This is a genomic window from Aeromonas salmonicida subsp. salmonicida (assembly GCF_001643305.1).
Classification (GTDB): domain Bacteria; phylum Pseudomonadota; class Gammaproteobacteria; order Enterobacterales; family Aeromonadaceae; genus Aeromonas; species Aeromonas salmonicida.
This window is the reverse complement of the sequence record NZ_LSGW01000078.1, coordinates 12,587-36,921: the sequence shown is the minus strand read 5'-3', so window position 1 is coordinate 36,921 and position 24,335 is coordinate 12,587. Positions and strand designations below refer to the sequence as shown.

The 24,335-nt window shown below is 58.3% G+C and carries 21 protein-coding genes; 7 read left to right on the top strand and 14 right to left on the bottom strand.

The window, feature by feature from the left end; genetic code table 11:
• Positions 1–40 precede the first annotated feature (40 nt).
• From ihfA to AXW79_RS14400, 8 genes are all read right to left on the bottom strand, one after another.
• On the bottom strand, positions 41–337 hold the full coding sequence (ihfA, locus tag AXW79_RS14435; RefSeq protein ID WP_005300715.1) for an integration host factor subunit alpha: 297 nt from the start codon (positions 335–337) through the stop codon (positions 41–43).
• A gap of 3 nt (positions 338–340) precedes the next feature.
• Positions 341–2,740 (bottom strand): phenylalanine--tRNA ligase subunit beta, encoded by a 2,400-nt coding sequence (pheT, locus tag AXW79_RS14430; RefSeq protein ID WP_005315545.1) that lies wholly within the window; start codon positions 2,738–2,740, stop codon positions 341–343.
• Between the two features lie 12 nt (positions 2,741–2,752).
• Positions 2,753–3,736 (bottom strand): phenylalanine--tRNA ligase subunit alpha, encoded by a 984-nt coding sequence (pheS, locus tag AXW79_RS14425; protein WP_005315542.1) that lies wholly within the window; start codon positions 3,734–3,736, stop codon positions 2,753–2,755.
• Between the two features lie 323 nt (positions 3,737–4,059).
• Positions 4,060–4,416: a 50S ribosomal protein L20 gene (rplT, locus tag AXW79_RS14420; protein WP_005300683.1), complete on the bottom strand. Its 357-nt coding sequence runs from the start codon at positions 4,414–4,416 to the stop codon at positions 4,060–4,062.
• Positions 4,417–4,431: 15 nt separating this feature from the next.
• The gene (gene rpmI / locus AXW79_RS14415; protein ID WP_005315535.1) at positions 4,432–4,629 is read right to left on the bottom strand and encodes a 50S ribosomal protein L35; all 198 of its coding nucleotides are present in this window, start codon (positions 4,627–4,629) and stop codon (positions 4,432–4,434) included.
• A gap of 86 nt (positions 4,630–4,715) precedes the next feature.
• Entirely contained in the window at positions 4,716–5,246 is a 531-nt protein-coding gene (gene infC / locus AXW79_RS14410; protein ID WP_155603220.1) for a translation initiation factor IF-3, read from the bottom strand.
• A 21-nt stretch (positions 5,247–5,267) separates the two neighbouring features.
• Positions 5,268–7,196, bottom strand: coding sequence for a threonine--tRNA ligase (gene thrS, locus AXW79_RS14405; protein WP_005315531.1), 1,929 nt, complete (start codon positions 7,194–7,196; stop codon positions 5,268–5,270).
• A gap of 235 nt (positions 7,197–7,431) precedes the next feature.
• Positions 7,432–8,019 carry a tetratricopeptide repeat protein gene (locus AXW79_RS14400; RefSeq protein WP_005315528.1) on the bottom strand — a complete coding sequence of 196 codons (588 nt, stop codon included), beginning with the start codon at positions 8,017–8,019 and terminating at the stop codon, positions 7,432–7,434.
• A gap of 176 nt (positions 8,020–8,195) precedes the next feature.
• On the opposite strand from AXW79_RS14400, the gene AXW79_RS14395 reads away from it, so the two are divergent.
• Entirely contained in the window at positions 8,196–9,251 is a 1,056-nt protein-coding gene (locus AXW79_RS14395) for a PA0069 family radical SAM protein (protein WP_005315526.1), read from the top strand.
• A gap of 78 nt (positions 9,252–9,329) precedes the next feature.
• On the opposite strand, the gene AXW79_RS23350 is transcribed toward AXW79_RS14395, so the two are convergent.
• The gene (locus AXW79_RS23350; protein WP_011898680.1) at positions 9,330–9,500 is read right to left on the bottom strand and encodes a hypothetical protein; all 171 of its coding nucleotides are present in this window, start codon (positions 9,498–9,500) and stop codon (positions 9,330–9,332) included.
• A 268-nt stretch (positions 9,501–9,768) separates the two neighbouring features.
• Positions 9,769–12,573, bottom strand: coding sequence for a DNA topoisomerase (ATP-hydrolyzing) subunit A (gene gyrA, locus AXW79_RS14390; protein ID WP_005315523.1), 2,805 nt, complete (start codon positions 12,571–12,573; stop codon positions 9,769–9,771).
• A 201-nt stretch (positions 12,574–12,774) separates the two neighbouring features.
• Here gyrA and ubiG point away from each other — a divergent pair, with 201 nt between their 5' ends.
• From ubiG to yfaE, 5 genes are all read left to right on the top strand, one after another.
• Complete coding sequence (gene ubiG / locus AXW79_RS14385) at positions 12,775–13,491, top strand: bifunctional 2-polyprenyl-6-hydroxyphenol methylase/3-demethylubiquinol 3-O-methyltransferase UbiG (protein WP_005315513.1); 717 nt, start codon at positions 12,775–12,777, stop codon at positions 13,489–13,491.
• Positions 13,491–14,177: an HAD family hydrolase gene (locus AXW79_RS14380; RefSeq protein ID WP_005315510.1), complete on the top strand. Its 687-nt coding sequence runs from the start codon at positions 13,491–13,493 to the stop codon at positions 14,175–14,177. Before ubiG ends, AXW79_RS14380 begins: the two co-directional genes overlap by 1 nt.
• A 556-nt stretch (positions 14,178–14,733) precedes the next feature.
• Complete coding sequence (gene nrdA / locus AXW79_RS14375; RefSeq protein ID WP_005315509.1) at positions 14,734–17,001, top strand: class 1a ribonucleoside-diphosphate reductase subunit alpha; 2,268 nt, start codon at positions 14,734–14,736, stop codon at positions 16,999–17,001.
• Between the two features lie 80 nt (positions 17,002–17,081).
• Positions 17,082–18,215 carry a class Ia ribonucleoside-diphosphate reductase subunit beta gene (gene nrdB, locus AXW79_RS14370; RefSeq protein WP_005315508.1) on the top strand — a complete coding sequence of 378 codons (1,134 nt, stop codon included), beginning with the start codon at positions 17,082–17,084 and terminating at the stop codon, positions 18,213–18,215.
• A gap of 76 nt (positions 18,216–18,291) precedes the next feature.
• The gene (gene yfaE, locus AXW79_RS14365) at positions 18,292–18,612 is read left to right on the top strand and encodes a class I ribonucleotide reductase maintenance protein YfaE (protein ID WP_005315506.1); all 321 of its coding nucleotides are present in this window, start codon (positions 18,292–18,294) and stop codon (positions 18,610–18,612) included.
• A 204-nt stretch (positions 18,613–18,816) separates the two neighbouring features.
• On the opposite strand, the gene mltA is transcribed toward yfaE, so the two are convergent.
• Positions 18,817–19,968 carry a murein transglycosylase A gene (gene mltA / locus AXW79_RS14360; RefSeq protein ID WP_005315504.1) on the bottom strand — a complete coding sequence of 384 codons (1,152 nt, stop codon included), beginning with the start codon at positions 19,966–19,968 and terminating at the stop codon, positions 18,817–18,819.
• A 150-nt stretch (positions 19,969–20,118) separates the two neighbouring features.
• Between mltA and AXW79_RS14355 the strand changes: the two genes are divergently transcribed.
• On the top strand, positions 20,119–20,370 hold the full coding sequence (locus AXW79_RS14355) for a DUF1289 domain-containing protein (RefSeq protein WP_005315494.1): 252 nt from the start codon (positions 20,119–20,121) through the stop codon (positions 20,368–20,370).
• 99 nt (positions 20,371–20,469) lie between these two features.
• Here the strand turns inward: AXW79_RS14355 and fruA are convergent, their stop codons facing one another.
• The 3 genes from fruA to fruB are packed head-to-tail and all read right to left on the bottom strand — an operon-like array spanning position 20,470 to position 24,286.
• Entirely contained in the window at positions 20,470–22,194 is a 1,725-nt protein-coding gene (fruA, locus tag AXW79_RS14350) for a PTS fructose transporter subunit IIBC (protein ID WP_005315491.1), read from the bottom strand.
• Positions 22,191–23,186, bottom strand: coding sequence for a 1-phosphofructokinase (gene pfkB / locus AXW79_RS14345; protein ID WP_005315488.1), 996 nt, complete (start codon positions 23,184–23,186; stop codon positions 22,191–22,193). The genes fruA and pfkB overlap by 4 nt, the downstream gene beginning before the upstream one ends.
• On the bottom strand, positions 23,186–24,286 hold the full coding sequence (gene fruB, locus AXW79_RS14340) for a fused PTS fructose transporter subunit IIA/HPr protein (RefSeq protein WP_005315485.1): 1,101 nt from the start codon (positions 24,284–24,286) through the stop codon (positions 23,186–23,188). The genes pfkB and fruB overlap by 1 nt, the downstream gene beginning before the upstream one ends.
• Positions 24,287–24,335: the final 49 nt, after the last annotated feature.

Here is a 24,335-nt window from a genome sequence, read left to right as displayed (position 1 = left end):
TCATGAAAAAGTAAAAGCCAGGCGTTTGCCTGGCTTTTTGTCACTCGTTGGGTTCAACATTTTCTACCCTGGCCTTGAGTTTCTGGCCAGGCCGGAAGGTCACCACACGACGGGCGCTGATAGGAATATCCTCGCCTGTCTTGGGGTTGCGTCCGGGACGCTGATTCTTCTCACGAAGGTCAAAGTTACCGAAGCCTGAAATCTTGACTTGTTCACCACGCTCAAGCGCCTGTCTGATTTCCTCAAAGAAGGCTTCCACCATATCTTTGGCTTCACGCTTGCTCATCCCGAGTTGGGTGAACAGGTGCTCTGCAATGTCGGCTTTGGTAAGCGCCATAGATCAATCCCTCAAGGATGCATTCAACTCTTCACCAAGGGCCCGCACGACATTGTCTACGGTCTCGGCAATCTCTTTCTCCTCCAGAGTGCGCTGGGTGTCTTGCAATACAAGACTGATGGCCAGGCTCTTCTTGTCCTCGGCCATACCAGCACCCTGGTATACGTCAAACAAGTTTATTCCAACTACCTGATTTCCGCCAACTTTTTTAATTACTGCGAGGACATCACCGGCCAGAACCTGACGGTCTACCACCACAGCGATATCACGACGGTTGGCTGGGAAGCGAGAAACCTCGGCAGCAAGCGGCACCTTGGCAGGGATCAGCTTGTTCAGTTCCAGCTCGAACATGATGGCCCGGGTCTTGAGACCCAGCTTCTTCTCGAGGCTCGGGTGGATCACGCCGATATGGCCGAACACCTCGCCATTGCGCAAAATGGCTGCGCTCTGGCCCGGGTGCAGGGCACTGTGCTCGGCACGCTCGAAGCTGAAAGTGGCTCCTTCGGCGGTCAAGTCCAGCACGGCTTCCAGATCCCCTTTCAAATCAAAGAAGTCGGCTGCGCGGGTTTTGATGTCCCAGTGCTCGTCGCTCTGGTTGCCGGTGATGATACCGGCCAGCATCGGTTCCTGACGGATGCCGTTCTCGGCGCTCGCGTCCTTGATGAAACGCAGACCCTGCTCGAACAGGCGTACCCGCGGCTGCTGACGATTCTGGTTGTAGACCACTGCCTGCACCAGACCTGGGAACAGAGAGACACGCATGGCGGACATCTCGACCGAAATCGGGTTCGGCAGCACGATGGCATCGCTTTGCGGATAGAGCAGTTGCTGCGCTTTGGGATCCACGAAGCTGTAGGTGATCGCTTCCTGGAAGCCGCGGTCAACCAGCAGGTCACGCACCCGCTTGAGGGTCACCTGCCCTTCTGCCTGCTCAACCATCGCCAGGGAGGCAGCCGGTTTCAAGTTCGGGATATTGTTGTAGCCGTAAATGCGGGCCACTTCCTCGATGAGGTCTTCCTCGATGGCGATATCAAAACGCCAGGAGGGTGCCAGTGCAGTCCAGCCGTCGGCGTCAATGGTCACCTGCATGCCGAGGCGAGTCAGGATCTCGACCACTTGAGCGTCAGCCACGCTGATACCAATCACCTTGTCGAGCTTGGTGCGACGCAGCTTGATGGGCGCCGCTTTGGGCAGATGGGCATCGGATTTGACCTCGATGACCGGACCCGCTTCGCCGCCGCACTCTCCGCCACAAATGTCCAGCAGCAGACGGGTGGCTCTGTCCATCACCTTGGCTTGCAGCTCGGGATCAACCCCGCGCTCGAAGCGATGGGAAGAGTCGGTATGCAGACCGTAGGCACGGGCACGACCCGTGATGGAGAGCGGCGCGAAGAAGGCGCACTCCAGCAGAATGTCGGTGGTGGTCTCGGACACACCGGTGCGATCACCGCCGAAGATACCGGCCATACAGGCAGGGCCTTTGGCATCGGCAATCACCAAAGTGCTCTCTTTGAGCTTCACCTCGTTGCCATCGAGCAGGGTCATCGGCTCGTCAGCGTGGGCGCGGCGCACCACCAGTTCCCCTGCCAGCTTGGCCAGATCGAAGGCGTGCATCGGCTGACCATATTCCAGCAGCAGGAAGTTGGTGATGTCGACGATGGCGTCGATGGAGCGGATACCGCCACGGCGCAGCTTCTCTTGCATCCAGAGCGGGCTCTTGGCTTGCAGGTTCAGCCCTTTGATGACGCGGCCCAGATAACGGGGGCAATCGGCTGGCGCCTCCACCCGGATCGAGAAGGTCGCATCACAGGTGGCAACAGCAGGCGCCCAGGTCGGCTCAACCACGTCCACGCTGTTGAGCACGCCGATTTCACGGGCGAGCCCCACGATACCGAGGCAATCGGCACGGTTCGGAGTCAGGTCCACGTCAATGGAGACGTCGTTCAGATTGAGATAGTCGCGGATATCGGTGCCGATGGGAGCATCGGCCGGCAGCTCGATAATACCGTCCGCTTCCACGTCAATGCCCAGCTCACTGAAGGAGCAGAGCATGCCGTGGGACGGTTGGCCACGCAGCTTGGCTTTCTTGATGGTGAAATCACCCGGCAGAGTCGCCCCTACTTTGGCGACGCACACTTTCAAGCCGGCGCGGCAGTTCGGCGCACCGCAGACGATGTCCAGCAGCTCGGCTTCGCCCACATTGACCTTGGTCACCCGCAGCTTGTCGGCATCCGGATGCTGGGCACACTCGACCACTTCACCCACGACCACGTTGTTGAATTGGCCAGCCACCGCTTCTACGGCGTCCACTTCCAGACCAGCCATGGTGATCTGCTCGGCCAGTGCGTTGTCACTCAACTCGGTGCGGACCCACTCCATCACCCAGGATTTACTGAATTTCATGTTCTCTCGCCCTTACTTGAACTGCTTGAGGAAGCGCAGGTCGTTTTCGAAGAAGGCACGCAGGTCGTTGACCCCGTAACGCAGCATGGTCAGGCGCTCAACGCCCATGCCGAAGGCAAAGCCGGAGTATTTTTCCGGATCGATACCGACCGAACGCAGTACATTCGGGTGCACCATGCCGCAACCCAGCACTTCCAGCCACTTGCCGTTCTTGCCCATCACGTCCACTTCGGCACTCGGCTCGGTGAACGGGAAATAGGAAGGGCGGAAGCGAATGGTGAGATCTTCCTCGAAGTAGTTGCGCAGGAAGTCGTGCAGAATGCCCTTCAGCTCGGTAAAGCTGGCATGCTCGTCAACCAGCAGGCCTTCAACCTGGTGGAACATAGGCGTGTGGGTCATGTCGTAGTCGTTACGATAGACGCGGCCCGGCGCTATGATGCGGATCGGCGGTTGCTGATGTTCCATGGTGCGGATCTGCACACCGGAGGTGTGGGTACGCAGCATCAGATCGGGATTGAAGTAGAAGGTGTCGTGATCGGTACGTGCCGGGTGATGAGCCGGAATGTTCAACGCATCGAAGTTGTGGAAGCCATCTTCAATTTCGGGACCGCGTTCCACCTTGAACCCCATCTCGCCAAACAGGCGCTCAATGCGCTCAATGGTACGGGTCACCGGGTGCAGACCACCGTTCTCGATACGACGGCCCGGCAGGCTCACATCGATGGTCTCGGCAGCCAACTTCTGGTTCAGCTCCTGCTCCACCAGTGCATCACGGCGTGCGTTCAGGGCATCCTGAACCTGCTGCTTGGCCTGGTTGATCACGGCGCCCGCTGCGGGACGCTCTTCGGCGGACAAGGCGCCCAATGTCTTCATCTGCTCGGTAAAAAAGCCTTTTTTACCCAGATATTTGACCCGGATTTCGTCGAGGGTCGCAACGTCGTTGACGCCCTCAATTTCGGCCTTGGCCTGGCCGACTACTTCTTCAAGCTGTTGCATGTCTTCCTCGTCACCACTCCCGATACAGGAGCCTTTAGGCTAAATAAGGTCAAGAGGGGAATAATACAAAAAAAGCCCCTTGGCTGACCATAGTTATGGCGGGCTTTTCTCCCTATAAATCATTTTGTTATATCAAGCGAGTCTCAAGCTCTCCCCTGCCCGCTTCAATTATTGATGATCGACTTTGGTTTGTTGGCATATCAGACATTTTCGCATCGGCTACCAAGACGGATGACGCTGTACGGCACAGCACCATGAAAGCAAAAAACGGGCAACAAAAAAGGAGGCCTGAGCCTCCTTTTATCTTTCATAACAGAACCGGATTAAACCAGTGCTGCTTTAGCCTTTTCAACCAGGGCGGTGAAAGCCAACTTGTCGTGAACGGCGATATCGGACAGGATCTTGCGATCGATCTCGATAGACGCCTTCTTCAGACCGTTGATCAGACGGCTGTAGGACAGACCGTTCTGACGGGCAGCAGCGTTGATACGCGCAATCCACAGCTGACGGAACTGACGCTTTTTCTGGCGACGGTCACGGTAGGCATACTGACCAGCTTTGGTTACCGCTTGTACCGCTACGCGGTAAACACGGGAACGGGCGCCGTAGTAACCTTTGGCGGCTTTCATTACTTTCTTGTGACGAGCTCGAGCAGTCACACCACGTTTAACTCTTGGCATTTTTTACATCCCCCCTTATGCGTACGGCAGACAAGCGACAACACGTTTGTGGTCGGCAGCGGAAACCATGAACTTCGGTCCCAGCTTGCGCTTACGCTTGCTGCTCTTCTTGGTCAGGATGTGACGCAGGTGGTTATGCTTGCACTTGAAGCGACCCGAGCCAGTCTTTTTGAAGCGCTTTGCAGCACCCCGGTTGGTTTTCATCTTCGGCATTTCATACTCCGCATTGTGAGTGACAACAAAATCGCAAGGCGAACCAACTCATGGGCGCGAACCCATGAGTCAATTTCTTGTGGGCCTTAAGATTTCTTCTTGGGTGCGAGGACCATCACAGCTTGACGGCCTTCGACTTTCGGGAACGACTCCACTACGGCCAACTCTTCCAGATCGTTCTTGACGCGCTCCAGAACCTTGATACCAAGATCTTGGTGAGCCATTTCACGACCACGGAAGCGCAGGGTGACCTTAGCCTTGTCCCCGTCTTCTAGAAAGCGAACCAGGTTGCGTAGTTTTACCTGATAGTCGCCTTCGTCAGTACCAGGACGGAATTTGATTTCCTTGACCTGGACGACTTTCTGCTTTTTCTTCTGTTCTTTGGTTGTTTTGCTCTTTTCGTAGAGGAATTTGCCGTAATCCATGATGCGGCAAACGGGCGGTTCAGCGTTAGGACTGATCTCGACCAGATCTACTCCAGCCTCAAGGGCCAAGTTCAGTGCATCATGGATCTCGACGACACCCAAAGGCTCTCCGTCAATACCAGTGAGACGAACTTCTTTCAGACGAATCTCGGTATTGATCCGGTGAGCGCGGGCTTGCGGTTGCTTGCCCAGTTTTTTTCCGCCTTTTATAGCTTATTCCTCCACTTTCTTTTGTCCGCGGGTCTGAACTTCCTGGGTCAACAGAGCAACTAGCTCTTCAACAGGATAAGTGCCCAGGTCAGCCCCTTTACGAGTCCGTACTGCAATCTTACCGGCTTCAACTTCTTTATCGCCGCAGACCAGCATGAAAGGTACTCGCTTCAAAGTATGCTCGCGGATTTTAAAGCCAATCTTCTCATTTCTCAAGTCCGCTTTTGCGCGAAGACCCGCATCATTCAATGCTTTGGCTACTTTTACCGCATAATCGGCCTGATTATCTGTGATATTCATGACCACAGCCTGAGTCGGAGCCAACCAAGTCGGGAACAGTCCGGCGTACTCTTCGGTCAGAATACCGATGAAACGCTCGAGTGAACCCAGAATGGCCCGGTGGATCATCACCGGTACGTGGCGTTCGTTGTCTTCACCCACATACGTGGCACCCAGACGTCCAGGCAGGGCAAAGTCGAGCTGCACGGTACCACACTGCCAAGCACGATCAAGGCAATCATGCAGGGTAAATTCGATTTTGGGACCGTAGAAAGCCCCCTCGCCCGGCTGCAGATCATATTTCAGACCGTTCAGCACCAGGGCTTCGGCCAAGGCGGCCTCTGCTCGATCCCAGGCTTCATCGGAACCGATACGCTGCTCAGGACGGGTTGAGAGCTTGACCACGATATTTTCAAAACCAAAGGTGCCGTAGACGTCATAGACCATACGGATACAGGCAGACACCTCTTCCATGATCTGCTCTTCAGTACAGAAGATGTGAGCATCATCCTGGGTAAAACCACGCACTCGCATCAGACCGTGCAGGGAACCGGACGGTTCGTTGCGGTGGCAGGAGCCGAACTCTGCCATGCGCAGCGGCAGATCGCGGTAGGACTTCAGACCCTGATTGAAGATCTGGACGTGACCCGGGCAGTTCATCGGCTTGATGGCGTACTCGCGGTTTTCGGACTGGGTGGTGAACATGGCCTGAGCATACTTCTCCCAGTGACCAGAACGCTCCCACAACACGCGATCCATCATGAAGGGACCCTTCACTTCCTGATAGTCATACTCTTTGAGCTTGCCACGGATGAAGGTTTCCAGCTCACGGAAGATGGTCCAGCCATCGTTGTGCCAGAACACCATGCCAGGCGCTTCTTCCTGCATGTGATACAGGTCGAGCTGCTTGCCTATCTTGCGGTGGTCGCGCTTGGACGCCTCTTCCAGACGCTGCAGGTAGCCTTTGAGCTGCTTCTTGTCAGCCCAGGCAGTGCCGTAAATGCGCTGCAGCATCTTGTTGTTGGAATCGCCACGCCAGTAGGCGCCTGACATCTTCTGCAACTTGAAGTGGTGGCAGTGACGCATGTTGGGCACGTGCGGGCCACGACACATGTCGACGTACTCTTCGTGATGATACAGACCTGGCTGGTCATCACGGGCAATATTCTGATCCAGGATCTCGACCTTGTAAGTCTCGCCACGGGCTTCGAACACGTCGCGCGCTTCCTGCCAGGAGACTTTTTTCTTGATGACGTCGTAATCCTTGGCGGCCAGCGCCAGCATGCGCTCTTCCAGGGCAGCCAGATCGTCGTCGGTCAGGGTGCGGTCGAGATCGACGTCGTAATAGAAGCCGTTGTCGATGACTGGACCGATGGCCATCTTGGTCTGGGGCCAGAGTTGCTTGATGGCATGACCCAGCAGGTGAGCACAGGAGTGGCGCAGTATGTCCAGACCTTCTTCGTCTTTGGCGGTGATGATGGCCAGGGAGGCATCGGCTTCAATGAGCTCGCAGGCATCCACCAGTTCACCGTTTACCCGACCGGCAATGCACGCCTTGGCGAGACCCGGACCTATGTCCGCGGCCACGTCCATGACGGAAACGGAGTGGGCAAATTGACGTTGGCTGCCGTCAGGCAGAGTAATGATTGGCATTATGTGTTTCCTTATACAGTGGTGCCCCCTACCAAAGGGCACATGCGGGATGGAAAAAATCATTCAAAAAGGGTGATGTTCTGGCTCTCTACAGCACTTTGCAGAGGCGCACTGCGCCGCAAACAGCTTGCTTAACGGCACAAGGCAAACCAAAAACCGGACCATGCTACCAGAAGTAGGCGGGGCTGTATCGAGTTTGGTGAGATTTTCTACAACCAAATGAATCGCTTGCCAGTCACTCACCCAGCAGGGGCTGCCAGTTGAAATCGAAGGTACTGCTCCCCTCCTCGGCCAGGGCGAGCTCCTCCAACACCTTCAATGCAAGCTTGTTGCCCTTCTGCGAAGCCTGATAGAGCCACTGCTTGGCCTGGGGCAGATCGACCCGACCACTTACCCCCATCAGGTGCAGCACACCGACTTTGAGCATGGCGGGCACGTCACCGTTGCGGGCCGCCAGCTCCATCCAGTGAAATGCCTCCCGCAGGTCCCGCTTCACCCCGGCACCGCGCAGATAGACCTCCGCCAGCCGGTATTGGCCAAAGGCGTCTCCGGCCTGCGCCGACTGGCGATAAAGGCTGATGGCTTGCTCCATGTCCTGCGCTGTGCCCTGCCCCACCTCGTGGCTCCAGCCCATCAGTGCCTGAGCCCGGGGGATCCCCTGCTCGGCCAGCGGTTGCCAGATCTTTGTCGCCGTCTCGAACTGGCCGCTACGCCAGGCTCGATTGGCCGATGCCAGCTCCTGCTCGGTGGAGAGCGGGATCAGCCGCCAGATGACTAGGCCAAGTACACCGATAAACAGCCAGCGGGAGACAATGGGTTTCATGATGATTTCCGTGATCCAGTTCGCATTTTGTCTATGTAAACGAAATGTATCAGGGGGATCAAGCAAGAGATCCATTCGTCATGCTGTTTTAAGCAAGGAAGCGATGGCGAGAGCTTGTATTTTGGCACTGAGGCTTGCAAGATAACTGTATATATAAACAGTATTGGTGTGACGCTATGGCAGGACGAGGCAGTTTCCACAATGTTGATCACCGCTTCAGCGGCCAGCGGGTAGACGCAGTTGATGACGGCTGGGCTCAACCCGAGTGGGAAGCGGTATTTGCCGCCAGTGATCCCCGCACCGAGGTGAAGGAGATAACCGCCCGCAGCATCATCAGTTACAACCGCTCGCCGGATGTGCCCTTTGGTCGCTCCATCAACCCCTATCAGGGCTGTGAGCATGGCTGCATCTACTGCTATGCCAGACCGAGTCACGCCTATCTGGAGCTATCCCCCGGCCTCGACTTCGAGACCAGGCTGTTTGCCAAGCTCAATGCCGCCGAGCTGTTGCGCCGGGAGTTTGCCAAACCCGGCTACCAGCCGGACACTATCGTGCTGGGGGCAAACACCGATCCTTACCAGCCCATCGAGCATCACTATCGCCTCACCCGCCAATTGCTGGAAGTGATGCTGGCCCATCGTCACCCGGTCGGCATCATCACCAAGAGCGCCATGATCTTGCGCGACCTCGATCTGCTCGCCGAACTGGCTCGGGAGGGACTCTGTCAGGTGATGGTGTCGGTGACGACATTAAATGAAACCTTGCGCCGTCAGCTGGAACCCAGAGCAAGCACAGGCACGGGTCGGCTCAAGGTGATTGAAAAGCTGGCACAGGCAGGAGTACCGGTCGGCGTGCTGGCGGCGCCCATGATCCCGCGCCTCAACGAACCTGAGCTCGAGCATATCATCAAGGCGGCAGCCGAAGCCGGCGCCCAGAGCGCCGACTACATACTGCTGCGATTGCCCCACGAGCTGACCATCCTGTTCAGCGACTGGCTGGAGGAGCACTACCCCGGCCAGAAGGAGGCCATCCTGAACCAGTTGCGAGCCAGTCGGGATGGCGGGCTCAACAGCCCCGCCTTTGGCACCCGCATGCGCGGTGAGGGCCAGTTTGCGGACTTGCTCGCCCAGCGCTTTCGGCTTATCAACAAGCGTTTGGGCCTGGGCAAGCGCCATCTTCAGCTGCGGCGGGACGGCTTTATCCGCCCGGGTGAACAACTGCGGCTCTTCTGATCGCCCCGACAGCGTCAACCGCGCTCATAACGCCGCTCCTTCGCCGGCGCACCACAAACCATACCGACGAGCAGAGCCTCAACCCCTTGGCCGTGGCGCGTACGTGGCCTTGCCCTGTGCAGTCAATTCGGCGGGCAGTCGTGATGGTTCATGGGCCACTTCGTCCTCATGCTCCTCTGTCAGTGATCCTTGCTGATGTTCGCCCCATACCCGGCTCCACCAGATCTCCCACATTACCCAGCTAGTCATAAGATGCTCCTGTTGATGGATGCAGGCGCCAGGCCCGCTTGGCATGCTTGTTAAGTACAAGGGGCAGCTTGGCCCCGCCCAATGACAGCGAGATGACGCCAGCATGAAGGATTTGGGGTAAATTGCGGGAGTGCGGCAATGTAGAGGAATCAAAGCGGGCCCGATCAGCTGGCTCCCAGGGGCGGATGTAAAAGCAGCAGCAAGGCACAAAACAGCAATAAAAAGAGCGACCCAAGGGTCGCTCTTTTTCATGGGGGCAAACGCGCGATTATTCGTCGCTCGCTGCGCCCTCTTCAGTAGACCCTTCAAAGGATCCTGCGGCGGCAGAGCCGGCGTCTGGCGCAGTATCGGTGCCTTCAGACACCTCACCGTCAATGGCCATGACGTCGTTCTCTTCCTCATCGCTCTCGGCAATGCGCTGCAGGCCAACCACGGTTTCATCTTCACCGGTACGGATCAGACGAACACCGCCGGTGTTGCGGCCTATGATGCTCACTTCGGAGACACGAGTACGTACCAGGGTGCCGCCATTGGTGATAAGCATGATCTGGTCGGTATCGTCGACCTGGATCGCATCGATCACCTTGCCGTTACGCTCGTCCACCTTGATGGAACGAACGCCCTGAGTACCACGGCTCTTGGTCGGGTACTCGGTCAGCGCGGTACGCTTGCCGTAACCGTTCTCGGTCGCGGTCAGGATGGCACCCTCGCCACGGGGGACGATCAGGGAAACCACCTTGTCGCCGTTGAGCAGGCGGATACCGCGTACCCCACCGGCGGTACGGCCCATGGGACGCACGCCCTTGAAGGTACCCTTGCTTTCGGTACTCTCGCTGCCTTCGCCGTTGTCGCTGCCATCATCGTCGTTGCCAGCGTCAATGACACTCTCGTCATCCCCGTCGACATCATCGCTGACATCAGCATCGGCTGCATCGGCGCGGCCGCTACCTTCATTGAAGCGAACCACCTTGCCCGCATCGGAGAACAGCATGATCTCGTTGCTGCCATCTGTGATGTCCACCCCGATCAGCTCATCACCCTCTTTGAGGTTGATGGCACGAATACCGGAGGAGAGCGGACGGCTGAACGCAGACAGGCTGGTTTTCTTCACGGTACCATCAGCGGTAGCGAAGAAGACGTACTTGTCGTCGGCATACTCTTTGACCGGCAGGATGGCGGTGATACGTTCACCCTCTTCCAGCGGCAGCAAGTTGATGATCGGACGACCACGGGCACCACGGGACGCCTCCGGCAGCTGATACACCTTGAGCCAGTAGACCTTGCCACGGGTGGAGAAGCACAGAATGGTGTCATGGGTGTTGGCCACCAGCAGACGTTCCACAAAGTCCTCTTCCTTGATCCGGGTGGCCGACTTGCCACGACCACCGCGGCGCTGGGCCTCGTAGTCGGTGATCGGCTGGTATTTCACGTAACCCTGGTGAGACAGGGTAACCACCACGTCTTCCGGCGTGATCAGATCTTCGATGTTGATCTCGGCGCTGGAGGCGCTGATCTCGGTGCGACGTTCGTCGCCATACTGCTCGCGCACGGCCAGCAGTTCATCGCGGATCACTTCCATCAACCGTTCCGGGCTTGCCAGGATGAACAGCAGCTCGGCAATCAGATCCAGCAGAGATTGATACTCTTCCAGGATCTTGCCGTGCTCGAGGCCGGTCAGCTTGTGCAGACGCAGGTCAAGGATGGCCTGGGCTTGCTGCTCGGTCAGGAAATATTGACCTTCACGGATGCCGAATTCCGGCTCCAGCCACTCGGGGCGGGCCGCGTCGTCGCCTGCTTTTTCCAGCATGGCGGCCACGTTGCCAAGCTCCCAACCGCGGGCAACCAGTTTGGCTTTGGCGTCTGCGGGCGTATCGGAGTGACGGATCAGCTCTATGATCGGGTCGATGTTGGCCAGCGCGACGGCCAGACCTTCAAGGATGTGAGCCCGATCCCGCGCCTTGCGCAGCTCGAACACGGTCCGGCGGGTCACGACCTCACGGCGGTGCAGCAGGAACGCATCCAGAATGTCTTTAAGGTTCATCACCTTGGGCTGGTTGTTATCGAGCGCCACCATGTTGATGCCGAACGTGGTCTGCAGCTGGGTGTGCTTGTAGAGATTGTTCAGCACAATCTCGCCAGACTCGCCACGTTTGATCTCGATAACGATGCGCATGCCGTCTTTATCCGACTCATCGCGCAGGGCACTGATGCCCTCGACCTTCTTCTCTTTGACCAGCTCGGCGATCTTCTCGATCAACCGCGCCTTGTTCACCTGATAAGGCAGCTCGTGAACGATGATGGTCTCGCGACTGGTCTTGTCGTCCACTTCCACTTCGGCTTTGGCACGCACATAGACGGAGCCACGACCGGTACGGTAGGCCTGCACTATGCCAGCACGACCGTTGATGATGGCGCCGGTGGGGAAATCAGGCCCTGTGATGTAGGTCATCAACTCATCGATGGTGAGATTGCCATTCTCGATCAGCGCCAGACAACCGTTCACTATCTCGGTCAGGTTGTGAGGAGGAATGTTGGTCGCCATGCCCACCGCGATACCGGATGAACCGTTGACCAGCAGGTTGGGCACCTTGGTGGGCATGACAGCCGGGATCATCTCGGTGCCATCATAGTTGGGCACCCAGTCCACGGTTTCTTTGTCCAGATCGGCCAGCAGCTCGTGGGAGATGCGGGCCATCCGCACTTCGGTGTAACGCATGGCGGCGGCGCTGTCGCCGTCGACCGAACCGAAGTTGCCCTGACCATCGACCAGCATGTAACGCATGGAGAAATCCTGCGCCAAGCGGACAATGGTGTCATACACGGCACTGTCGCCGTGCGGGTGGTATTTACCAATTACGTCACCGACCACACGGGCCGATTTTTTATAGGGCTTGTTCCAGTCGTTCCCCAACTCGTTCATAGCAAACAGAACGCGGCGGTGAACCGGTTTCAAGCCATCACGCACATCCGGCAGAGCTCGTCCTACGATCACGCTCATGGCGTAATCAAGATAGGAACTCTTGAGCTCTTCTTCGATGTTGATCGGCGTGATCTCTCTGGCCAGATCGCTCATAGAAAGCCTTAATCCCTAATTAGTTGTTCTTTGGCTTAAACAGCGCGCCATGGTAACACACTGAGCCAAATACCTTAAGCCACAAATCCGGCTAACAAGTCGGGCTGGTGTGACAAAGTGTCTCCGTTATAATGCCCGCCAGGACAATAGATTGCGCCCGAGTCTTGCTACCTGCGCGCCCTGCCACAGGATCCACAAAATATGAATAGTGATGCCAATGTCGATCTGACAGAAATCGCCAAATTTGAAGCTATTGCCTCCCGCTGGTGGGACATGGAGGGCGAGTTCAAGCCACTGCATCAAATCAATCCGGTACGCCTTGACTGGATCACCGACAAGAGCGGCGGCCTTTTTGGCAAGCGCATCCTCGACATCGGCTGCGGTGGCGGCATTCTCTCCGAGAGCATGGCCCGTCGGGGGGCTCACGTCACCGGCATCGACATGGGCAAGGAACCGCTCGGAGTCGCCCGCCTGCACGCCCTGGAACAAGGGGTGGAGCTCCAATACCAGCAGATGACGGCGGAGGAGCACGCCAGCCAGACCCCTGACCAGTATGACGTGGTCACCTGCATGGAGATGCTGGAACATGTGCCGGATCCGGCTTCGGTGCTGCGCGCCATCGCCACCCTGGTGCGCCCGGGCGGACGGGTGTTCATCTCCACCATCAACCGCAATCCGAAAGCCTATCTGATGATGATCATCGGCGCCGAATACCTGATGAAGATGGTCCCCAAAGGTACCCACGATCACAAGAAGTTCATCACCCCAGCCGAGCTGTGTCGCATGGGTGAAGCAGCAGGCCTCTTGGTACGGGACATGAGCGGGGTGCACTACGCGCCGCTCTCCAACCAGTTCAAGCTTGGCAAGAACGTCGACGTCAACTACATGGTGGAGTTCATCCGCCCGGAGCATGGCTGATGATCGATAACAAGCCGGTACCGCTGCGCTGTGTGCTGTTTGACCTGGATGGCACCTTGCTCGATACGGCGCCGGACTTGGGCGCCGCCGTCAACCATGTGCTGGTGAGCGAAGGCTTTGCGCCGCTCTCTGACGCCATCATCCGACAGACTACCTCCCACGGCGCGCTCGGGCTGCTCAAAGCCGGGCTTGGCGATGAGCTGCTCGAAGAGCTGGGGGCCACTCGCCTGCGCACCGCCCTGCTCGACTACTACGCGGCGAACCTCTGTGTCGGCACTCGACCCTATGAGGGGATGGTGAATCTCATCGAGTGGCTGGACGAGAAAAAACTGCCCTGGGGCATAGTCACCAATAAGCCGGGCTTTCTCACCGAACCGCTGCTGGCCGCCTTGCCCGAGCTCGCCAGTTGCGGCGTGACTGTGAGTGCCGACACCCTGCCGGTGCGCAAGCCCGACCCTGCCCCCATGTACTTTGCCTGTGAACAGTTGGGGATCGACGCCGCCCACTGCCTCTATGTGGGGGATCACGTGCGTGACATAGAGGCGGGCCGCAATGCGGGCATGCGCACCGCCGTCGCGGGCTGGGGTTATCTGAGTGATGACGAGGATCCCGCCGACTGGGGTGCGGATCTGCACTTCGATACCGTGCAGGCCCTGCACCACTGGCTGCGTTACGAGCTAGCCTGACCCCATGATCCGCCTGATCACAGGCATTGATGGATCATAAAGGCAGCTTTGTTGTCAAACAGTCCCCAAATGAGCACCACCCTATGGTGCCCGCGGGTACGCCAGGGTGCGATGGGAGGTCAGGATTGATCTCCCGTTTTTGCCGTTTGGCAACCGCCAATAGACTGGGACAGGACACCTTTTGACCCTTGCTGCACAAGGGATAACCAGACTGAATTTGCTAGTAAAAACACCCCGTTTTCGCAAGCAAAAAAAGTTATTTAAATTTTCCATGTTCGATCATCAGACTTGCATTTACCGGATCGGACACATGAAAACCCACTCACTGTGAGCGTCCACTAACATGGGTATCGACACCCACAATTTATCCACAGCTAATGCCTTATCCACAGATTGCAAAGCGAGGGCGACCTCACTATCTTGTAGCTCGAACTCAAAATAACACTATATCTTGTGATTCATCGCACAATACGCCCCCACCTCCCGCAGCCGTTCACGGCGCCGAGGCCAGCGCAGTGCGATGGTTTTTCGGGAATCAACTGAAGGTCATCAGCCAATGAACTTGTTTGTGACGAAGCGTAACGGCCACAAAGAACCCATCGATCTGGATAAAATTCACCGCGTGCTGGATTGGGCCGCCGAAGGGCTCGACAACGTGTCGGTCTCCCAAGTGGAACTCAAGTCCCACATCCAGTTCTATGACGGTATCCGTACCGCCGATATCCACGAAACCGTCATCAAGGCCACTGCTGACCTGATCTCCGAGCAAAGTCCGGATTACCAGTACATGGCCGCCCGTCTGGCCATCTTCCACCTGCGCAAGAAAGCCTACGGCCAGTTCGAGCCGCCCCACCTCTACCAGCACGTCGCCCGTCTGGTAGACATGGGCAAATATGATAAGCACCTGCTGACCGACTACACCCAGGCCGAATTCGAGGAGCTCAACGAGCACCTGGATCACTGGCGTGACATGAACTTCTCCTACGCCGCCGTCAAGCAACTGGAAGGCAAGTACCTGGTGCAGAACCGCGTCACCGGCGAGATCTACGAGAGCCCGCAGTTCCTCTACATACTGGTAGCGGCCTGCCTCTTCTCCAAGTATCCGAAAGATACCCGTCTGAGCTACATCAAGCGTTTCTATGATGCGGTGTCGACCTTCAAAATTTCGCTGCCGACCCCCATCATGAGCGGTGTGCGTACCCCGACCCGTCAGTTCAGCTCCTGCGTGCTGATCGAATGCGATGACAGTCTGGATTCCATCAATGCCACCGCCAGCGCCATCGTCCGTTATGTCTCCCAGCGCGCAGGCATCGGCATCAACGCCGGCCGCATCCGTGGCCTAGGCAGCCCCATCCGTGGCGGCGAAGCCTTCCACACCGGCTGCATCCCCTTCTACAAATACTTCCAGACTGCGGTCAAATGCTGCTCCCAGGGCGGCGTCCGCGGTGGTGCGGCCACCCTTTTCTATCCGCTGTGGCACACCGAAGTGGAAAGCCTGCTGGTACTGAAAAACAACCGCGGCGTGGAAGAGAACCGGGTCCGTCACATGGACTACGGCGTGCAGATCAACAAGCTGATGTACCAGCGCCTGATCAAGGGCGGCGACATTACCTTGTTCTCCCCGTCCGATGCCCCTGGCCTGTACGATGCTTTCTTTGCGGATCAGGACAAGTTCGAAGCGCTCTACGTCAAGTACGAGCAGGATCCGGCCATTCGCAAGAAGACCATCAAGGCGGTCGACCTTTTCTCCCTGATGATGCAGGAGCGCGCCGGCACCGGTCGCATCTACATCCAGAACGTGGATCACTGCAACACCCACAGCCCGTTCGATCCAAGCGTGGCGCCGGTACGCCAGTCCAACCTCTGCCTCGAGATTGCACTGCCCACCAAGCCGCTCAACAACGTGGATGACGAAGAGGGAGAAATTGCCCTGTGCACCCTGTCTGCCTTCAACCTCGGCGCCATCGAGAAGCTGGAAGATCTGGAAGAGATGGCGGATCTCGCCGTGCGCGCCCTGGATGCCCTGCTCGACTATCAGGACTACCCGCTTAAGGCCGCCCAGAAAGGCAGCATGAACCGTCGCACCCTGGGCATTGGCGTCATCAACTACGCCTACTACCTGGCCAAGAACGGCGCCCGTTACTCCGATGGCTCCGGTCTGGCGCTGACCCACCGCACCTTCGAGGCGATCCAGTTCTACCTGCTGAAGGCCTCCGTGCAGCTGGCCCGCGAATTCGGCCCCTGCCCGGCGTTCAACGAGACCACCTATGCCCAGGGCATTTTACCCATCGATACCTATAAAAAGGATCTCGACAACCTGTGCAACGAGCCGCTGCACCTGGACTGGGAAACCTTGCGTGAAGAGATAAAGACAGTGGGGCTGCGCAACTCCACCCTGACCGCCCTGATGCCGAGCGAGACTTCCAGCCAGATCTCCAACTCCACCAACGGCATAGAGCCGCCGCGCGGCCTGGTCTCGGTCAAGGCCTCCAAGGACGGCATTCTCAAACAGGTGGTGCCCGAGTATCATCGCCTGAAAGATCAATACGAATTGCTCTGGAAGCAACCGAGCGTCGATGGCTATCTGCAGCTGGTCGGTATCATGCAGAAGTTTGTGGATCAGGCGATCTCCGCCAACACCAACTACGACCCCGCCCGTTTCGAAGGCAACAAGGTACCGATGAAGCAGTTGCTCAAGGATCTGCTGACCGCTTACAAATACGGCCTCAAGACCCTCTACTATCACAACACCCGTGATGGGGCGGATGACGCACAAGCCGATATGCAAGATGACGGTTGTGCCGGTGGGGCTTGTAAAATATAAGCCATTGCAAGATCTGACAACCGGGCGGGAGCGACAAGCTCCCGCTCTCCTGTTTATCCATTCAATACATTCTGGTAACCATGGCCTATTCAACTTTCTGCCAAACCCAAAACGACCAGCTCAAAGAGCCGATGTTTTTTGGCCAATCGGTCAATGTGGCCCGTTATGATCAACAAAAACACGAAGTCTTTGAACGGCTGATCGAGAAGCAGCTCTCCTTCTTCTGGCGCCCGGAAGAGGTGGATGTCTCCCACGACCGCATAGACTATCAGGCGCTGCCGCCCCACGAGCAGCACATCTTCATCTCCAACCTGAAGTACCAGACTCTTCTGGATTCTATCCAGGGTCGCAGCCCGAACGTGGCGCTGCTGCCGCTGGTCTCCATTCCGGAGCTGGAAACCTGGATCGAGACCTGGGCCTTCTCGGAGACCATCCACTCTCGCTCCTATACCCACATCATTCGCAATATCGTCAACAACCCGGGTCAGGTGTTCGATGACATAGTGACCAACGAGCAGATCCTCAAACGCGCTGGCTCCATCAGCTGCTTCTACGATGACCTGATTGAAGCGACCGCGCTCTACAACCTGCACGGTGAAGGGACCCACAGCGTCGCCGGACAGATGCGCACCATCACACTGCGCGAGCTGAAGAAGAAGCTCTATCTGTGCCTGATGAGCGTCAATGCACTGGAGGCAATTCGCTTCTACGTCAGCTTCGCCTGCTCCTTTGCCTTCGCCGAGCGCGAATTGATGGAAGGCAACGCCAAGATCATCAAGATGATCGCCCGTGACGAAGCGCTGCACCTGACCGGCACCCAGCACATGCTGAACCTGATGCGCACCGGCCAGGATGACCCCGAGATGGCCGAGATTTCCGCCGAGTGCGAGCAAGCCTGCTTCGAGATCTTCAAGGAAGCCGCCATTCAGGAGAAAGAGTGGGCCGAGTACCTGTTCCAGGACGGCTCCATGATCGGCCTGAACAAAGACATCCTCTGCCAGTACGTGGAGTACATCACCAACCTGCGCATGAACGCTGTCGGTCTGCAGCCAGCCTTTGCCGGCGCAAAGCAAAACCCGATCCCCTGGATCAACACCTGGCTGTCGTCCGACAACGTGCAGGTTGCCCCGCAGGAAGTGGAAGTGAGCTCCTACTTGGTCGGCCAGATTGACAGTGAAGTGCATGCCGACGATCTCGGTGACTTCGAGCTGTAAGTCAGTTACCCGATATGCTGCTCGGTCAGACCGGCAGAAACCTAGATACAGACAATTTATCAGGTGACGTTGAACTGTGAGTGACGCAACCAACACCTTGGCCCCTGCCCTGCAACCTGCAACGCAGCAGGAGGCACCACAGGCGCCGCTGGTACATACCTGTGATGGCACCCTGCTCGCCCATCCCGGCGAGAGCCTGTTGGAGACCCTGGAGCGCCACGGCCATCAGCTGGAGTTCCAGTGCCGCAGCGGTTATTGCGGCGCCTGCCGCACGCCCTTGCTGGCAGGCTCGGTGCACTACCCCAATGTGCCGCTGGCGTTTGTCTCCCCGGGTGAATGTCTGCCCTGTTGCTGCAAACCGGTCGGTGCCATCCGGCTGGACCTGACGAAGGGTTGAGCCTCCTCGGCAGACTGTGGACATAAGCACATACAAAAAAGCCGCCGGATTGCCTCCGGCGGCTTTTTTCTTTGCCGCCGCCCCTCGAAGGAGGAGCAGGGGAAGGGTCATCAGCGTCTTGTGTGGGTTAGCTGCAAAGTGGCATCACCCGCCACAGTCGCCTTATTCCATTACAATCCCTGTTTCGCTTATATCCTGTTTTGCTTATAACCAAGGCGCAGCAGTCGGCCCATGGTGCAGACCCAGCTTCCAGACCCGGCCAAAGTGCTTGTAGTGACCGGCCGCCACACCCGCCTTCTCACCCATGCCATGGTAAAGATCCAGGTGCCCCTTCTTCACGGCGCCACCCACATCCAGCGCGATCAAGAGCCGCAACTGGTGCTTGCCGGTCCAGTTGCCGGCCTTGTCGAGCAAAGGCACTTCCGCCAGGATGGGGGTGCCCATCGGCAGCAAACTCTTGTCAGCCGCAACGGCCGCCAGCGGCAGCAACGGAATACCGGCGGCGCCAATCACGTCATTGGTGGGGCGACGCTCGAAGAAGACATAAGAGGGATTCTGCTCAACCAGCTCCTTGACGCTCTCCTCCGGTTGGGCGTTGGCCCAATCCTTGATGGCCTTCATCGACATCTTCTCTTTGGGTACCTCGCCCCGGTCGATCAGCACCCGGCCTATGCTCACATAGCCGTGACCGTTCTTGCCGCTGTAACCCAGGTATTGCAACCGATCGTCATCCCCATAATGCACAAAGCCCGAGCCCTGCACATCCATCAGGAAGTTGTCGATAAGAGACTTGCTATAACCCAGCTCCAGCCCACGGTTGGCCAACGCCCCCCGATGGATATCGGCCCGGCTTGGGCAGCGGCCACCACATTTTGGCATGGCATAAATGGGGTACTTGTACTTGGCATCCGGGCGATGGCGCACCTCCAGCACCGGCGAGTAGTAACCGGTGAACAGCACGTTGCCCATGCGATCGGCGCCGCCCAGCTGGGCCAGGCTGATGCCGTACTGGGTGATATGGGCCGGATTGCCACCATTGGCCACCCAGCGGGAGAGCTGATGATAGAGCTCGCCATAACGGCGGGTCATCTTGCCGGAACGCTCCAGTACCAACCTGCTCTGGGGGCCGAACTTGCTGAAATCAGAACGCTGGCGGCTGTTGATGCGCTCTACCCGCACCAGATCGCCCGGCAGGGCACCGTCCAGATACTGCTTGCCCAGGTTTTCCGGCACCTCGCAGTTGAGAAAACATCCGGCATCGGGTTTCTTTTTGGGCACCTGCACCTGCTCAGGATTGCCCGCACAACCGGCCAGCCCCAGCACGGCAGCGGTCAGCCAGTACGCGTGTTTGTTCATATGTCCTCATATAACACCAAGCCTCATGCTTGGCGGGGAAGATGCCAAATTTGCTGGGGGAAAGCAAACGCCTTCACCCCCTTGGCGACGGATTTCTCCAAAGGGGATCTTCTGGGTTATAACAAGGTAACAAGGTGTGAGAGGCCATGGATGGAACAGCTCGAGATCTTCCCGCTACAGAGCCCCTGTATCGGGGTATGCGAAGTGAACAACAAGGGCTACTGCAAGGGCTGCCTGCGCAATCGGGAGGAGCGTTTCAACTGGCTCACCATGACACAAACCCAGCAGCAGGAGGTGATGCGTCTTTGCCGTGGCCGCAAGGCACGGGTTGAGGCCGCGCGCCGCAAGGCACAAGAGGCCGAGCAAGCCAACCAGCCAGCGCAGTCCGGCTGGGATTTTTAAATTTCCCACGGGCTAGCTCTCTTCTTCCGCTTGTTTACCCCCATCAGAAACAGACAAGGCGACCCGCAGGTCGCCTTGTCATTTACACCCTTGACGTTGTCAGGTCGTCGCCAGCTTGGCCTGCTCTTCGCCGCGCTTGAGCATGGCATAGCCAACCCCTGTCACCAGGGAACCGGCGGCGATTGCCAGTATGTACATGAACACATGGCTGATGGCGTTCGGAATGAAGAGCACGAACAGACCACCGTGAGGTGCAACCAGCTCGCAACCGAACAGCATGGAGAGCGCGCCAGTCAGGGCACCACCCGCCATGCAGGCCGGGATGACGCGCATCGGATCCTTGGCGGCAAACGGAATGGCCCCCTCGGAGATGAAGCACAGACCCAGTACGAAGGAAGCCTTGCCTGCTTCCTGCTCCGTCTTGATGAACTTGGCGCGCGCCAGGAAGGTGGCGATCCCCATCCCCAGTGCCGGTACCATACCGGCGGCCATCACGGCAGCCATGGGGGCATAGGTTTTGGAGGCGAGCAAGCCGACACCGAAGGCGTAGGCCGCCTTGTTGACCGGACCACCCATGTCGAAGCACATCATGGCACCTATGATGACACCCAGCAGCACGGCGTTGGCAGAGCCCATGTTGTTGAGGAACTCTGTCATGGCACTCATGATGCCTGCAACCGGACCACCCACCACGTAGATAATCACCAGACCGGTAAACAGGCTGGCAAACAACGGGATGATGAGGATGGGTTTGAGCGCTTCCAGAGTCACTGGCAGGCGCACCTTGTCGCTCAGGTACTTGGCACTGTAACCGGCCAGGAAACCGGCGACGATACCGCCGAGGAAACCGGCGCCCAGGGAGCTTGCCAACATACCGCCAATCATGCCTGGTGCCAGACCCGGACGATCGGCGATGGAGTAGGCAATGTAACCGGCCAGCACAGGGATCATCAGGGCGAAGGCTGAGGCACCACCGATCGTCATCAAGGCGGCGGCCAGGCTGCCTTCCACCTTGAACGCTTCGATACCAAAGATGAAGGAGATGGCAATGATGAGACCACCGGCCACCACCATGGGCAACATGAAGGAGACACCGGTCAGCAGGTGCTTGTAGGGGCCCGCCTTCTCCTCCTTCTTGGGCTGACTGGCGCCGCTGTGGCGATAGACCTTGGCTTCCAGCCACGCCTTGTCGAGCTCGGCACGGGTCTTCTTCAGCGCAGCACCGGTACTGGTGCGATACACCTGCTTGCCATCAAAGCGGGTCATGTCCACTTCGATGTCGGTGGCGAGGAACACCAGATCGGCAGCGGCGATTTCATCCGCGGTCAGGGCATTCTGGGCACCGACCGAGCCTTGAGTCTCGACGCGGATCTGGTAACCCAGCTGCTTGGCCATGGTCTCGAGCGCTTCCGCCGACATGAAGGTGTGGGCCACCCCGGTCGGACAGGCGGTGACTGCGACTATGCGTTTGGCCGAGGCCGGTTGGGCGGCGGCAACCGGCGCAGCCTGATGATGATAGACACTGGCACCACTGGCGGCGGCGTCGAGCACGGCGGCCGGATCCTGCAAGGCAAGATCCATGATCCCCTGATAGAGACGCTTGCCGTCGTAGGCGGCGAGATCCACGGGGGCACTTGCCACCACCAGGATCAGATCGGCGGCGGCTATCTGCTCTTTTGAGGGGATCTGGCGCGGTTGTACGCTGGAGCCAACATCGAGTGTGAGCTCCCAACCCGCCAGTTTGGCCTGTTGTTCTATCCGTTTAGCAACGAGAAAGCTGGTGGCAATGCCCGCCGGGCAAGCCGTGACCAAGATTGCTTTCATTGGGCATCTCCTGAGTTTTCCATTGAAGGGGAATGGCTATTGAGTTGAGCGGGGGCAAGGTCATCCAGACGTTGCACACGCACCTGCTCGAGTAAGGGTGTCAACACGTTCATATCGCTAAAACCGACTGCCACCTGGCTGACGGCCAGCGCCGAAACGGCGGTGGCCAGACGCAAGGTCTGCTCCGGCGCCCAGCCGAGACTGAGGCCATGGGCCAGCCCAGCCACCAGGGAGTCACCAGCACCGACGGTACTGACGACCTGCATACGGGGTGGTATGGCCTGCCAGGTGGCATCCGGACCAAACCAGACGAGGCCATCGGCACCGTTGGAGATCACCACATGGGCTATCCCCTGAGCCTGCAGCTCGCGGGCACACTCGGCCTGCTCGCTCAGGGTCTTGATGGGGCGACCGGCCCACTGACTCAGCTCTTCCAGATTGGGCTTGATCAGGGTCGGCGCGGCCTTGATGCCTTCCGTCAGGGCCAGGCCGCTGCAATCGAAGATCACCTGCTTGCCTTTGGCCTTGAGCAAGGTAATGAGGCGGGCGCAATAATCAGGCGCCACCCCTTTGGGCAGGCTGCCCGCCAGCACAAACCAGTCTGCCTGTGGTGCCAACTCGTCAATCGCGGTCTCAAGGACCTTCACTTCACGCTCGTCAATGATGAGCCCCGGCAAGTTGAGGTCGGTGACCCTGCCAGATTGCTCGGAGATCTTGACGTTGATGCGGGTATTGCCCGCCACGCGCACGAAGTGATCACCCAGGGCTCGCTCGGCAAACAGCGAGACGAAGCTCTGCTGATTGTCAGCGCCGAGCCAGCCGGTCAGCCCGACGTCACGGCCCAAGTCTTTGAGCACCATGGCAACGTTGATCCCCTTGCCTGCGGCGCGCAAATTGGCTTCGCTCACCAGGTTCACTTCACCAAGGGCCATGGCCTCGAGACGAGTGGTGAGATCCAGCGCTGGGTTGAGGGTGATGGTGACGATATCCATCAGTGCGCCCCCTCACCCAGGCCTGCGGCAATGGCGGCACCAATGCCCTTGAGGGCCGCTTCGGCATCCGCCCCTTCTGCGCGAAATGCCAGGCGATGACCGCACTTGACCCCAAGGCCGATCACCTTCATCAGGCTCTTGGCAGAGACGGCTTCACCGCTGCCATCGAGGTTGGCAACACGAATGTCGGATTCGAACTCCTTGGCCACCTTGACCAGCATGGCGCCCGGACGGGCGTGCAAGCCATGGGGGTTGATGATGGTGAAGGTATCAGACAGGCCGCTCGCCGGCCCTGCTTGCAACATGGCAAGGCCCTCGGCGCCAGCCAGCGTCGCAAGTTGGTCTGCGGCGGCCAGCTTGGCCAGATTGTCCAGCTGTGGCAGATGGCTCGCATCGCTGGCGCACAGCAGCAGCAAGGTGCTGACCGGCAGTTCACCCACGGTGAGTGCGCTACTCGGGGTTGCCAACACCCAGCCGGTCTGGGCCGCTTGCGTACGGGCCAGCCAGACTCCCTCCCCCAGATAGGCAGGATCACTTGCCAGCAGTGAAGTGACCATGGCGGCCTCCCCCCAACCGGCGGATTTGGCGCGGGCGGCAGCCCCCAGCAGCAGTTGGTCACGGTCGTCTGCGGGGAAGTTGGCCAGGGTCAGGAACTGCACTTCTTTCGCCGCGCTGGCACCAGTCAGAATATTTATGATGGTGTCGGCATCGGTGGCATTTTTCAGCGCAGCTGCCGCCTGCTCGTCACCCAGCACATGGGTAAGCTGGCGCAAAATACCCAGATGCTCGTCGGATTTGGCGGCGATGCCGATGGCCACATAGGCGATCTGGCCCTCGTCCCATTCGATCCCCTTGGGGAACTGGGCCACCATGACACCCGTGCTCTTGACCAGATGGCGGGTGTCCGTGGTGCCGTGGGGAATGGCGATGCCGCTGCCAAGGTAGGTGGCGTGCTGGGCTTCCCGCGCCAGCATGCCGTCCACATAACCCGCTTCCACCAGACCGGCCTCGGTCAGTTTGCTTGCCAGCAGAGCGATGGCATCCGCCTTGGTCGCCACCGACTGCCCCAGCAAAATCTGCTGCTGTGCCAACTTCAACATAGATATTCTCCATCAGGTTCCGGGCTGGCCGTGCGGCTCACCGGATCAA